Origin of the sequence: Bradyrhizobium sp. CB2312 (assembly GCF_029714425.1) — a bacterium.
GTDB lineage: Bacteria > Pseudomonadota > Alphaproteobacteria > Rhizobiales > Xanthobacteraceae > Bradyrhizobium.
In genome coordinates this window covers 6,363,524-6,376,955 of the sequence record NZ_CP121668.1, presented here as the reverse complement: position 1 = coordinate 6,376,955, position 13,432 = coordinate 6,363,524, and the positions used below count along the sequence as shown (strand labels likewise).

The window sequence follows — 13,432 nt, the reverse complement described above, 5'->3', positions numbered from 1 at the left end:
TCCCTTAGGCGCTGACCCGGCCGCCCGCGGCGGCGAGGATGGCATTGATGATCGGCTCGTAGCCGGTGCAGCGGCAGATGTTGCCGGAGATCGCCTCGACGACCTCGTCGCGGCTGGGCGAGGGGGTGCGGTCGAGCAGGGCTTTTGCCGCCATCAGCATGCCCGGCGTGCAATAACCGCACTGGGCGGCAAAATGGTCGGCGAAGGCGCGCTGCAGCGGATGCAGGTTCGGGCCCTGCTTCATGCCGTCGAGCGTCTCGATCGAGCGGCCGGCGACCGTCTCGGCGAGCGTCAGGCAGGACAGGTGCAGCTCGCCGTCGATCAGCACGCTGCAAGTGCCGCAGCCGCCCTGGCCGCAGCCGAATTTCGGCGTCATGTCGCCGATCAGCTCGCGAAGTGCCACGAGGAGATTGGTGCCACCGTCGACGAAGATCGCGACGTCGCGGCCGTTGTGGCGAAATTGCAGGGGGATCTTCGACATGGCGATCTATTCCTGTCCCGACAGCAGACGCCGCAGATGCACGCCGACGATCTCGCGGCGGTACCAGGCGCTGCCGAGCGCGTTGTCCGACGGCGATGTTCCTTCGCTCGCCGCCGATGCGGCAGCCGCGATGGTTGCGGCATCCAGCGAGCGGCCCTCCAGTGCGCGCTCGGCGGCGCGGGCGCGGATCTGCGTCGGCGCCATCGAGCCCAGCGCGATGCGGGCGCCCGCGATCCGGCCACCAGAGATCGGCAGATGCGCGGCGAGCGTGATCACCGAGCCGCCTTTGGGCTTGATGCGCGCGATCTTGCGATAGCGGAAGGCCTCGCTGCTGGCCGGCCGGGTGCAGGAGACCGAGAGAACCAGAGTGCCGGCTTGCCGGTCCCGCGCCTGCAGAAACTCCTCGATCGGGATGTCGCGCGCGCCGAAGCCGCCTGCGACAGCGACGGTGGCGTCGAGCGCGAGCAGCGCCACGGTGAAATCGCCGTAGGGGCTTGGCGCGAATAGATTGCCGCCGACGGTCCCCATATTGCGTACGGCGGGGCCGCCGATCGAGCGGGCGGGAGCGTGGAGGAAGGCGAGATCGCGTTCGGCGAGGACGCGCGCGAAGGTGACGCCGGCGCCCAGCGTCACGCGCGGGCCGGAAGCGTCGATCCGGCTCAACGCCTGGTCGCTGGCGCGAACGATCGTCGAGATCGAGACGTCGCCCTCGTTCAGCGCCCGCATCACCAGCGTGCCGCCGCCGAGATAGCGCGCGCTGCGGTCCGAGGACAGCACCCCAGCCGCCTCGCTCGCATTCGCAAAGGTCTTTACCGTCACGGCCATGGCTTAAGCGGCCTCCTTCATGTGCCGGCGGATCGCTTCGAAACCGGCCTGGTAAATGTCTTCGGCGACCATGTGGGTGATGCGATCGCGATCCTCCGGCTTCGTGGTGAACCGCGACTCCCAGTGCCAGAAGGTGCGATCGCCGTCGGTGACGGGCAGCAGGCGGACATGGGCGACGTAGTTGAACATCGGGATCGGCGTATCGAGCAGGCAATAGCTGAAGGTCTGTTCGAGGTCGGACAGCGCCAGCAACTGTTCGCGCAGCTCGGAGCCGTCCTTGAGCTTGAACCGCCTGACGCAGCCGATCTTGTCGGCGGACTGCGCGCGTTCGATGGAGGAGGTCGCGACCGCCGGATGCCAGCGATCGTGCCCGTTGAAATCGCGCAGCACGTCCCACACCGCGTCGGTCGGCGCGTTCAAAATCGTGCTCTTGACGACATGCGGCACGGCTAGCCTCCGAACACACGCTTCAGCGCGTCGAAGCCGCCCTGGAACACGCCGCCGCCGATATTGTTGACGAGCTCGGTCTCGCGTTCGGGCGCGCAGTCGAATTCCGCGGTCCATTCCATGAAGGTCTGGTCGCCATCGGTGACGGGCGTGAGCCGCAGGGTCGCGACGTAGTTCTCGACGCCCATCGGCGATTCCAGGATCGAATAGGTGCAGAACATGTCGTAGTCGGAGAGCCCGAGCAGCTTCTCGCGGATGCGATCGCCGTTGCGGAGGCGAAAGTCCCTGACGCAGCCGATCTTGTCGGAGGGCTCGCCGCCCTCGATGCGGCTTTCGGCGATGGCCGGGTGCCAGTTCGGCATGCCATTGAAATCGCGCACCCGCGCCCAGACGCGGTCGTTGCGGGCATTGACGACGGTGGAGACGTAGACGCGGGCCATGGCGCGACCTCAGCTCTTCTTCCGCGGACCGCGCTCGGCCGGCGGTTCGCCGCCGCCCTCAGCCGCGGGCGGGGAGGGCGCAGGCTTGTCGCCACCGCCACCCTTACGCGCGGCATCCTTGATGCCTTGCATGTCGCGGGCCTCGCGGATCAGGCCGGGCATTTTTGCCAGGCTGCCGCCTTCGACGCCGATGTCTGACAGGATGGAATCGATCAGCGGCGCCTGGACGCGGTAGCGCAGGGCGGAGTCGATCACCTCGTCGGTGGCGCTGCGGCCGCCGTTGCCGCCGCCATGTCCGTTGCCGTTGAGGCCGTCGACCTGGAGGATGCGGATGCCTTCGATTTTCTCCATCGGCTTGACGCTCTCGCGCACGATGCCCTCGATGCGGTCGAGCAGCTTGCGGCGGAACAGCGAGTAGCGCGCCTGATCCGTCAGCACGTTCTCGGCCTCATTGAGCATCCGCTGCGCCTCGGCCTCGACAGCGGCGCGCACACGCTCGGCTTCGGCCGCGATCCTGGTCTCCTCAGCCTGTTTCTCGGCCAGCAGGACCTCGACAGTCTTGCGGCGCTTGGCGATCTCGCTCTCGCGCGCGGTGACGACGCGCTCGGCCGCTTCGGTCGCACGGATCCGTGCCTCCTCCGCGGCGGCGCGCGCGGCCGACTCCTCCAGCGATTTCTGATGGATGGCGATTGCCTTCTCCATCAGAACCGTCTCGACATCCTTCTCGCGATTGACCTCGAGCTTGCGCAGCTCGCGCTCGCGGCCGACGCGGGCCTCGTCCAGCCCGCGATCGGAGGCGATGCGGGCACGCTCGACCTCCTCGCGCGCGGCGATTTCGGCCTCCTGCAGCGACTGGACGCGGGCGACCTCGAGCTGCTCGATCGCACGCCGCCGCTCGATGCGGGCCGCCTCGAGCGCCTGTTCGCGCGAGACGTCGGTGGTTTCGACCTCCTTGCGCGCGACGATCTCGGCCTGCTTGACCTGCCGGTCGGCGTCGATGCGTTCGGAGCGCTTGGTGGAGAGGGCGATGACGCGGTCTTCGTCCGCGATCTCGACGGCCTTCTTCTGCTCGATGTTGAGCACCTCGCGCTTCTTGGAGGAGTTGATGCGCTCCGCCTCGAGCGCCAGATCGACCGTGATGCGCTGGCGCTCGATGGCGTCGCGCCGCTTCAGCTCGGCCGCCTCCAATGTGCCGGTCCGCTCGATCTCGAGCGCCCTGGTCTCCCGGTCGGCCTGGATACGCTCGGCCGCGACCGCCTTCTCCTGGGCGATGCGGGCCGCCTCGATCGCCTCGCGCGAGGCGATGTCGGCTTCCTCGACGGCGCGGTTGCGGGCAATCTCGAGCGAACGCACGCGCTCCTCCTGCGCGATGCGGCTGGCTTCCGTGGCTTCGCGCGCCGTGATGCCGGCGACGTCCAGCGTCTGGTTGCGCTCGATCTCCAGCTGCCGGGTGTTCTGCTCGGCGGCAATGCGCTCTGCGGCCAGCGTCCGCTCGCGGGCGATGCGGGCGGCCTCGACTGCGCGCTGCGCCTCGATCTCGGCTTCCTGGATGGTGCGCACCTGCTGGATCTCCAGCGCGCGGGTGCGTTCATCCGAGGAGATGCGCTCGACGTTGACCGTCATCGTCTGGGCGATGCGGGCCTTTTCGGTGGCCTCGCGCGCGGCGATCTCGGCCTCGTCGACGGCGCGGGTGCGCTCAATCTCACGGCGCCGCGTTTCCTCTTCATTGGCGATACGGGCATCGGTGACGACGCGATCCTGCTGGATGCGGGCCTTCTCGATGGCTTCGCGGGCGGCGATCTCGGCTTCCTCGACCGTGCGCATGCGCTCGATCTCGCGCTGGCGGACCTCACGCTCGGAGGCAATGCGGGTCGTGTCGATCGAGCGCTGGTTGGCGATCCGGGTTTTCTCGATTTCCTCCCGGGCCAGCAGCTCCTTCTCCTCGATCGTCCGGGTCCGCTCGATCTCTTTCTGGCGGGTCTCGCGTTCGGAGGCGATGCGGGCCTCGGCGATCGCCTGGTCGTTGACGATGCGGGCGCGCTCGATGGCCTCGCGCGCCGAGATCTGCGCTTGCTCAGCCTCGGTCTCGCGGAGCGCGCGCTCTCGGGCCACTTCGGTGCGTTGAAGCGCGCGGCGCATTTCGATGTCGCGCTCCTGTTCCAGCCGCGCGGTTTCGCTCTCGCGCTCGATCTCGAGTGCCTGCCGCTCGGCTTCCAGGTTGCGGGAGCGGATCTTGATCATCGAGTCCTGCTCGATGTCGTTGCGCAGCTTGCGCTTCGCCTCGATATCCTCCATCAGGCGCGTCAGGCCTTCGGCGTCGAAGCGGTTCGAGGGGTTGAAGAACTCGAGGTCGGTTTGGTCGAGATCGGTGATCGCGACCGATTCCAGCTCGAGTCCGTTCTGCGCGAGCGCCTCTGCCGCATTGGTCTTGACGCGTGCGACATAGTCGCCGCGCTGCTCATGCATCTCCTCCATCGTCATTTCGGAGGCGACCGAACGGATCGCCGAGATGAACTTGCCGGCGAGCAGGGCGTGCAGCTGCTCCGGCTCCATGGTGCGGCGGCCGAGCGTCGCCGCTGCGATCGAGACGGCCTCCCGGGTCGGCTGCACCCGGACATAGAAATCGGCCTCGATGTCGACGCGCATGCGATCGCGGGTGATCACAGCATCCTGCTTCGAACGTACGATGCCCATCGGCAACACGTTCATGTTGACCGGCGTGTAGTCGTGGATGAACGGCAGCACGAAGGCGCCGCCGTTGATCACCACACGCTCGCCGAGGAAGCCGGTGCGGACGAACGAGGTTTCCTTGGAGGAGCGGTGGTACAGCCAGTTGACGATGTAGACGCCGACCACGATCACGATGATCGCGACGATCAGCCAGAGGATCAATTCACCGACGAGTATCCCTGACATCTTTCTCTCCCTCGAACCTGCCGGCGTTACCGCGCGCCGATCGCCTTGAATTGACGCACCTGTTCCGTCAGCGCCCGCTCCACTGGAAGCCGCTCCATCGAGGAGGCGCCGTAGAAGCCGTGGCAATGGCGGGTGTTCTTCATGATGAAATCGGCATCGGCGGGATCCGCGATCGGGCCGCCATGGGCCAGCACCAGGATGTCCGGATTGATGCTGAGCGCGGCCGCGGCCCAGGTATCGATCCGCGCAGGGCAGTCCTTGAGCTTCAAGGCCGTCTGAGCGCCGATCGTGCCGCCCGTCGTCAGGCCCATGTGGCAGACAATGATGTCGGCGCCGGCGATCGCCATCGCGGCGGCCTCCTTCTCGCTGAACACGTAGGGGGTGGTCAGCATGTCCTTGTCGTGCGCCTTCGCGATCATGTCGATCTCGAGCGCATAGGACATGCCGGTCTCCTCGAGATTGGCGCGGAAGGTGCCGTCGATCAGCCCAACCGTCGGAAAGTTCTGGACGCCAGCAAACCCGAGTGCCTTGAGCTGGTCGAGGAAGACGTCCATGTCGCGGAACGGATCGGTACCGTTGACGCCAGCAAGCACCGGAGTCTGGTCGACCACCGGGAGCACCTCGCTCGCCATCTCCAGCACGATGGCGTTGGCATCGCCGTAGGCCATCAGGCCGGCGAGCGAGCCGCGGCCGGCCATGCGATAGCGGCCGGAATTGTAGATGACGATGAGATCGACGCCGCCCGCCTCCTCGCATTTGGCCGACAGGCCGGTGCCGGCGCCGCCGCCGACGATCGGCTCGCCGCGCTTCGCCATGCCGCGGAACTTCTTCAGGAGGGCTGCGCGTTCAAATCTGGCCATCGGTCACCTCGCTAGTCTCCGCCGCGCGCCGGTGCGGCCGAACAGCGTTCGGAACGCGCTGACGATGGCGGCGGCGAAGTCGGGATCGTTGATGTTCTTAGGCGTGCGAATGAGCTGGCGGTTGCCGGTCTGGCGTACGTCGCGCTCCAGCGCGCGGAACAGCGCGGCGTCGGCGTCGGGATCCCAGAACGGCTGGCCTCGCGCATCAAGCGCGGAGACGCCGCCCTCGGGCAGGAAGAAGCGCACAGGGCCGTCCATCTGGTTGAGCCGTTCGGCGATCCAGCGGCCCATACGCTCGTTCTCCTCAGCCGTCGTCCGCATCAGGGTGACCTGAGGATTGTGGACGTAGAACTTGCGGCCGCGATAGCGTTCGGGAATGGTGTCGGGCGCGCCGAAATTGACCATATCGAGCGCGCCGACCGAGCCGACAAAAGGCAGCCGGCTGCGGATGATCGCACCGAAGCGGTCTTCAGTCGCCGGAAACACGCCGCCCATCAGCAGGTCGCAGATCTCGGTCGTGGTGAGGTCGATGACACCGGCGAGTTGGCCGGATTCGACGAGCTTCTCCATCGAACGGCCGCCGACGCCGGTGGCGTGGAAGACGAGGCACTCGAAACTGTCGTGCAAATCGGCGGCGATCTTCTGGACGGCGGGCGTGGTGACGCCGAACATGGTGATGCCGACTGAGGGCAGGCCGCCGGCCTCTCGCGCGCTCGTGGCGCGCTCGTCGAGCCGCGCCTTGACCATGCCGGCGAGCGCATTGGCGCCATTGGCGAGCACAGCGCGCGAGATCGCGTTCAGTCCCTGCACGTCGGTGACCGAGTACATCATGGTGATGTCGGCGGGGCCGACATAGGGCCCGACATCGCCCGAGGCGATGGAGGAGATGATCAGCTTGGGCATGCCGACGGGAAGCGTGCGCATCCCCGGCGCAACCAGCGACGCCGCGCCCGAGCCGCCGGCCGAGATCACGCCGGCGACATTGCCCTGGCGCCGCAGCCAGTTCGCGAACGCATCGGCCATCGCGGTCACGGCGGCGCCGCGGTCAGCGCCGAACACAGCCGCACCGCCCCGGCCGTGGTTCAGCGCGATCTCCTGCGCGGAGACATCGCAGCTGGAGTGCTTGCCGCTGGTCGAGACGTCGACCAGCCGGGTGCGAAGGCCGGTTGCTGCGATGATGTCGCGAATGAACCTCAGCTCCTGGCCTTTGGTATCGAGTGTGCCGACAACCAGCACGACAGGCGGGCCGGCGGCCTGCGCCGCCACGGGCTCGCGCCTGCGCCGCGTCGTCTCCTCCAGTCGCGTGACCTCTGTCGACCGTGTGCGGGCCGCCGCTTCGATGCGGGCGATCGGCACCGGCTGCGACCATCGCGTCGGGAGCGCCGGGTTGGAGATGTAGATCCGCACCGGACCGTCGCGGCGCGGTGCCGGTTTCGGGCCGGCGGCGGCCGTTGATATGTCGACATCTGGTTCCAGCTCGGCATGAATCCCAACGCCGAGCAGGCGCTGCTGCAGCTCGCGGTCGGCGGCGAGCCGCGCGGAGTCAATGATCCGGTGGACGCGGCCGTTGACCATGATCGCGACGTTGCGCGAGATCGCGGTGGCAACACCGATGTTCTGCTCGATCACGAGCACGGACATGTCACTGTCCTCGCCCAGCCGCAGCAGCATCTCCTCGACCTGGGCGACGATGACGGGCGCAAGGCCCTCGGTCGGCTCGTCCATGATGAGGAGATGCGGATTGGTGAGCAGCGCGCGCGAGATCGCCAGCATCTGCTGCTCGCCGCCGGAGAGCTGGCCACCGCCGTGGTCCTTCCGTTCGGCGAGCCGCGGGAAGGTATCATAGATGCGCTCGACGGTCCAGGCGCCGGAGCGCAGCCCGCCGGCGAGCCGCAAATGCTCGTCGACGCTGAGCGAGCGCCAGAGACGGCGTCCTTGCGGCACATAACCGACGCCGAGCCGGGCGATCTGGGCCGGCGGCCGCCGCGTGACATCCTCGCCGCGGACCCGGATCGATCCGCCGCTCACGCCGACGAGCCCCATGATCGCCTTGCACAGCGTGGTCTTGCCCATGCCGTTGCGGCCGACGACCGAGAACACGCCGCTCTCCAGCGTGAGGTCGACGCCTTGTAGCGCGTGCGAGTGGCCGTAATAGACGTCGAGGCCACGGACCTCGAGCGCGGCGGAAGTTCGGCGGGCCTCATTCATGGCCGCCTCCGAGATAGAGTTCCTGCACCTCGGGATCGGACTGGATCTCCTGCGGCAGGCCTTCCTTGAAGACGCGGCCGTTGTGCATCATCGTGACGCTCTCGACGACGCGCAGCGCCACGTCCATGTCGTGCTCGATGATGATGTAGCCGATATGGGCCGGCAGCGAGGTCAGGATCTCGATCAGCTCGGCCCGCTCGGTCGGCGACAGGCCCGCGGCCGGCTCGTCGAACAGGACGAAGCGCGGCGCACCGGCGAGCGCGAGTGCGATTTCGAGCTGGCGCTGCTGGCCGTGTGCGAGCTCGGCCACGCGCTGGTCCTTCACGGCCGACAGATGCACGGCCCGGACGAGGTTGTCGGCGGCATGCATCAGCGCGTCGTTCTGCCCGGGGCGCAGGAACGAGAAACGTCCGCGCGAGACGCCGCGGCAGGCGAGATAGACGTTGTCCTGCACGGTGAGGCCCGGGAACAGCGCCGAGATCTGGTAGGTCCGGCGCAGCCCACGGCGGATGCGTTCATAGGGCGGGAAGTACGTGACGTCCTCGCCGAAGAAGCGGATGGTGCCGGAGGATGGCGGGAAGTCGCCGGTGATACAGTTGAACAGCGTAGTCTTGCCGGCGCCGTTCGAGCCGAGCACGGCACGCCGCTCGCCCGGCTTTACCGTGATGGTGACGTCGGTCAGCGCCGCGAGCGCGCCGAACAGCCGCGTGACCCCGCGCAGCTCCAGCGCGGCGCCGGCGCCGACGGCGGAAAGGCGATGAGCGACGCTATCCATGGCCGCGCCCTCCGCCTGGGCGGTCCGCGCGAGGACGCTGACTCTGGCGCCAGCGCTGCCACAGGCCGACGACGCCGTCCGACGACCAGAACACGATGGCGAGGAAGCCGAGTCCGATCAACAGGCGGAAGCGGTTGCCGTCGAGTCCGAGCCTGACCAGGAAGTCGAGTGCGAAGGTGCGGAGCAGTACGAAGATCAGCGCGCCGATGAAGGGACCGATCGGTCGCGTAATGCCGCCAACCACGGCGATGATCAGCACGTCGATGCAGGCGCCGACGCTGACCGAGCCCGGCGAGATCTGCCGGTAGTTCCAGACCTGGAGGACGCCGGCGAGCGCGGCCACGAAGGACGCAAAAGCATAGGCGGCGATGCGGTGCGCATTGACGTTGAAGCCCAGCGCGGCCATGCGGCGCGGATTGTCGCGCACGCCCTGAAGCGCGAGGCCGAAGGGCGCGCGCGAGATATATTCGACGGCGAAATAGCAGAGCGCGGCGACCGCGAGCACCACATAATAGAAGGGGATGTCGGCGCGCCAGTTGACGCCCCAGAAGTGTGGCGTCGCAACGGTGTTGATGCCGGTATGGCCGTTGAAGATCGCCCAGTTCTGGTTGGTGAAATAGTAGAAGGCAGCTCCAATTGCGAGCGTGATCATGATGGTGTAGATGCCTTCGGTGCGCACCGCGAGTGCGCCGCCCAGCGTGCCGAAGGCAGTCGCCAGCGCCAGCGCCATGGGAACAGCGAGCCACCACGGCCAGCCCAGGCTGATATTGGCGTTGCCGCTGACGCCGAACACGGCGACCATGTAGGCCGAGAAGCCCGCGATGGTGAGCTGCATCAGGCTGACCATGCCGCCATAGCCGGCGAGGAACATCAGGCTCAGCGCCATGATGCCGAGGATCAGCGTGGTCGCGAAGATCTCGATCAGGAAGAAGCCGTTGGCAATCACCGGCATGATGAGAAGAATGGCCCCAACGATCCAGGCGGCGGGATTGTCGATCTCCGGCCAGGTCCGCGCGGGGCGCTCTGCTCGGGCAGCGGGACGAACGGCAACGCGAGCGTCGTGTGCGAGCGACATGTCAGCGCCTCGCCAACAGGCCTTGCGGCCGGATCGCCAGCACCAGCACCATGATCAGGAAGGTCACGACGATGGCGTAGGTCGGGATGTAGACCGAGCCGAGCTGCTCGGCGAGGCCGATGATCAGCGCGCCGAGCGCCGCACCGGGGATCGAGCCCATGCCGCCGACGATTACGACAACGAGCGAGGCGAGCAGGAAGCGAATGTCCTCGCCGGGCGACAATGACTGGAACGTGCCGCCGACCACGCCGGCGATGCCGGCAAGCCCCGCGCCGAACGCGAACACCAGGACGAAGACGAGCTGGATGCGCACGCCGGTCGCAGCCAGGATATCGCGATCGTCGACGCCGGCGCGGATGATCATGCCGATCCGGGTGCGGTTGAGCGCGAGCCACATCGCAACGCCAATGACCACGGACGCGGCGAAGATCACGAGCCGGACCATCGGATATCTGAGATAGACCGGCTCGCCCGAGGACTTCACTGCTGTGATCAGCGGCAGGTCCACGGGTCCGATCAGCCAGCTCGGGGTCTGGATCTGGTAGAAATCGCCGCCGCAGGCCCACAGCATGAGATCGGCAAACACGATCGACAACCCGATCGTCACCATGGTCTGCCTGAGGTCCTGACCCTCCATACGCCGGAACACGATCACCTGCAGCAGCACGCCGACCAAGGCAGTCAGGACGAAGGCGACGATGAAGCTGAGCAGCCAAGAGCCCGTCGCCGTGCTGATGGCGTAGCCGACATAGCCGCCGAACAGATAGAGCGAGCCGTGCGCAAGATTGACGTTGCGCATCAGGCCGAAGATCAGCGTGAAGCCGCTGGCGACGAGGAAGTAGAGGCCCCCGAGCGTGATGCCGTTGAAGACGGCGTTGAGGAAGACGCGCTTGCGGCCGACCGCCTCTTCGAGACCCGGCGGCCAGACCGCGAAGATGAGCCAGAGCACGACGGCGATGGCGATGATCGTGATCAGCGCCCAGGCGGGATGGCGTTCGATGAAACGGCTCATGTGCGCCGTCCGCTTGTCCGGGCGACACGCCGAAAGTTCATAGAATGCAGGTCGGACAGCCCTATAGCGGCTGCAGGCCTTGCCATGGACGTGCGCTCCCGTCGGTCGCGATCATCTCGGGATCGCGTTGCCCGCATCCTAACCGGGCGGCGAGGGCGACGTTTGATCGTGAGTATCTTTTCGTGCAGCGGTTAGGCGCGCAAAACCTTGGCTGCGCGGCGATAATCGGTCGGGGCCATCCCCACATTGGCGGCGAAGAAGCGGGTGAAACCACTCTGCGAGGAGAAGCCGAGATCGAAGCCGATGTCGGCGATCGGCGTCTCGCTGGCCACCAGCGCTTCGAGCGCCTGTTCCATGATCAGCGTGTTGAGGTAGAGGTTCGGGGTGACGCCGGTCTGGACGCGGAACAATCGGTAGAAGTGCGGCCGCGACAGGCCGGACTCGCGGGCGATCGTATCGAGCTCGATCTCGGCGCCGGGGCTTTCCGACATCATCCTGATGCATTTGCGTACGCGGAAATCGGTGACGGAGCCGCTTGCGCGCGGATCGCGCGCGATCTCGGCCTGTTGCCAGCTTTCGTCGTAGCAGATGTCGATCAGCCGCCTCAGCTCGGAATCGAGACTGGAGAGGGATGGTGCGCCGCACACGAGCGCGGCGGTCCGTCGGATGTGCTTGTCGAGTGCAGGCGTGCGCCTGAACTGGGTGCGGCCGAACCGTAGGCGGTCGGTGCCCGGGGTATCGGGCGCGAACCACTCGGCGTTGACGTAGAGCACGAAGAAGATGGCGCCGCCATCGAGATCGGTCGGCAGGAAGTTGTGCGGCTCCCAGGGATTGACGGCGACGACGGAGGTCTCGGTGAGATCATAATGTCCGTCGGAGACATCGATGCATGCCGGCAGGCCGCCGACATGGAAGATCAGATGACCTTCGCGATGGGCGTGGATATTGAAAGGCCGGTTCAGCTGATAAACCGTCGCCCGGCCGAACCGGCCGTGGAAGACGGCGAGCGCACGGCTCATGCCTTCCCCTCCCGAATGTTTTTTCTTTTCAGCCAGCGTTCAACAACGCCGCCGAGATTGCAAGAGCGGAGAGCGACCGCGTCAGCTGGTCGCTCCCCGATTGCGTCTTGCCGACGTGATGCGTCAGTACTTCTTACATTCCGGCACGGTGCGGCTCGGCAGGCCGATCTTCGAGAACACCGCAGGATCATAGCCGAGCGTCTGGTTCACGTTCGGGATCACCTTCACGACCTTGCTGAACAGCGCGCCCTTGCCGTCATCGACGACCTCGGTGACGAAGTTGGTGCCGATCGCCTGGCGGTTGGAGTCGAGCTTGATCTTGCCATTCGGCGCGTCGAGCTCGATCTTCGCCAGCGCAGCCTTGAATTTCGACTGGTTGTCGCTGAGATCGCCGTTGACCTCGCGCAGCGCGAGGATCAAGGCCATCGTGGAGCCATAGTAGTTGGTGGCCAGCAGCGAGGGGCTTGGGAAGCGCTTGTTCGGCGGGAACGCGTCCTGATAGGCCTTCACGAATTTTTGCCAGCCCGGATCCTCCCAGGTGTCGGCCTGGCCGCTCGCCGCGATGGTGCCGACGAGGGCGTTCTTGGCATTGCCCTTTGACGACAGGATGGTCTGGTCGATCATGATGGAACCGCCCATCAGATGCGCTTTGCCGCCGGCCTGCTGATACTGGTTGAGGAAGTTGACGGCGTCCGCGCCGCCAAGCCCGAGATAGATCGCGTCGACGTCGTCGGGCAGGGCGGCGATCACCGAGGCAAAATCCTTGGTGCCGAGCGGCACCCACTGCCGGTTGGTGACCTGTCCGCCGGCGCCGCAGAACTCGAGCACCAGCCCGAACACCTGGGTGTAGATGAAGGAATAGTCCTCGCCGACGGTTGCGATCTTGCGATACTTCTTCTCGTCATAGGCATATTTCCCAAGGCCCACCTGCCACTGCGCGCCGTCCATGTTGTAGCGGAAGAAGTTCGGGGCAGGATCGACATAGGTGGTTTCCTGCGCGCCCGATGCCGCGTTGACGAAGGTCAGCTCCGGGTGGGTCTTTGCGAAGTTCTTCACCGCGATGCCCTCGTCGCCGGAGAGCGGCGACAGCAGGATCTGCACCTTGTCCTGTTCGATCAGCTTGCGGACCGCGCGCACCGCGGAGTCCGGGGTCGCGTCGGTCGAGGCGACAATGAATTCGAGCTCCTTGTCGCCGATCTTCTTGCCCAGCACGTTGAGCGCCGTCTGATGGCCGCGCATACCGTCCTCGCCGAGCACCGTGTAGGTACCTTCGAGGGTCGCGGTCACGCCGACCTTGATTTTTTCCTGGGCGATCGCCGCGCCTGAAAGAAACAGGCTGCTCAGCGCGAGCAGTCCGATACTGCATTTCGACAT

The 13,432-nt window shown here is 66.5% G+C and carries 12 protein-coding genes; all 12 read right to left on the bottom strand.

The features are described 5' to 3' along the window. Positions 1-4: 4 nt before the first annotated feature. The 12 genes from QA642_RS31305 to QA642_RS31250 all read right to left on the bottom strand — a co-directional run bounded on the left by QA642_RS31305 (position 5) and on the right by QA642_RS31250 (position 13,432). Positions 5-481, bottom strand: a complete 477-nt coding sequence (locus QA642_RS31305) for a (2Fe-2S)-binding protein (RefSeq protein ID WP_283080302.1) — start codon at positions 479-481, stop codon at positions 5-7. Positions 482-487: 6 nt separating this feature from the next. Further along, positions 488-1,306: an FAD binding domain-containing protein gene (locus QA642_RS31300; RefSeq protein WP_283080301.1), complete on the bottom strand. Its 819-nt coding sequence runs from the start codon at positions 1,304-1,306 to the stop codon at positions 488-490. 3 nt (positions 1,307-1,309) lie between these two features. Then, entirely contained in the window at positions 1,310-1,753 is a 444-nt protein-coding gene (locus QA642_RS31295; protein WP_283080300.1) for an SRPBCC family protein, read from the bottom strand. Between the two features lie 2 nt (positions 1,754-1,755). Next, entirely contained in the window at positions 1,756-2,193 is a 438-nt protein-coding gene (locus tag QA642_RS31290) for an SRPBCC family protein (protein WP_157331006.1), read from the bottom strand. Between the two features lie 9 nt (positions 2,194-2,202). Then, complete coding sequence (locus QA642_RS31285) at positions 2,203-5,109, bottom strand: flotillin family protein (RefSeq protein ID WP_283080299.1); 2,907 nt, start codon at positions 5,107-5,109, stop codon at positions 2,203-2,205. Positions 5,110-5,135: 26 nt separating this feature from the next. Continuing rightward, complete coding sequence (locus tag QA642_RS31280; protein WP_283080298.1) at positions 5,136-5,969, bottom strand: phosphoenolpyruvate hydrolase family protein; 834 nt, start codon at positions 5,967-5,969, stop codon at positions 5,136-5,138. Between the two features lie 3 nt (positions 5,970-5,972). Beyond that, positions 5,973-8,177, bottom strand: coding sequence for an ABC transporter permease (locus QA642_RS31275; RefSeq protein WP_283080297.1), 2,205 nt, complete (start codon positions 8,175-8,177; stop codon positions 5,973-5,975). Next, on the bottom strand, positions 8,170-8,952 hold the full coding sequence (locus QA642_RS31270; RefSeq protein WP_283080296.1) for an ABC transporter ATP-binding protein: 783 nt from the start codon (positions 8,950-8,952) through the stop codon (positions 8,170-8,172). The genes QA642_RS31275 and QA642_RS31270 overlap by 8 nt, the downstream gene beginning before the upstream one ends. After that, positions 8,945-10,027, bottom strand: coding sequence for a branched-chain amino acid ABC transporter permease (locus tag QA642_RS31265; RefSeq protein ID WP_283080295.1), 1,083 nt, complete (start codon positions 10,025-10,027; stop codon positions 8,945-8,947). The genes QA642_RS31270 and QA642_RS31265 overlap by 8 nt, the downstream gene beginning before the upstream one ends. A gap of 1 nt (position 10,028) precedes the next feature. Next, positions 10,029-11,039, bottom strand: a complete 1,011-nt coding sequence (locus tag QA642_RS31260) for a branched-chain amino acid ABC transporter permease (protein ID WP_283080294.1) — start codon at positions 11,037-11,039, stop codon at positions 10,029-10,031. Between the two features lie 191 nt (positions 11,040-11,230). After that, complete coding sequence (locus QA642_RS31255) at positions 11,231-12,058, bottom strand: AraC family transcriptional regulator (RefSeq protein WP_283080293.1); 828 nt, start codon at positions 12,056-12,058, stop codon at positions 11,231-11,233. Between the two features lie 123 nt (positions 12,059-12,181). Continuing rightward, positions 12,182-13,432 (bottom strand): ABC transporter substrate-binding protein, encoded by a 1,251-nt coding sequence (locus QA642_RS31250; RefSeq protein WP_283080292.1) that lies wholly within the window; start codon positions 13,430-13,432, stop codon positions 12,182-12,184.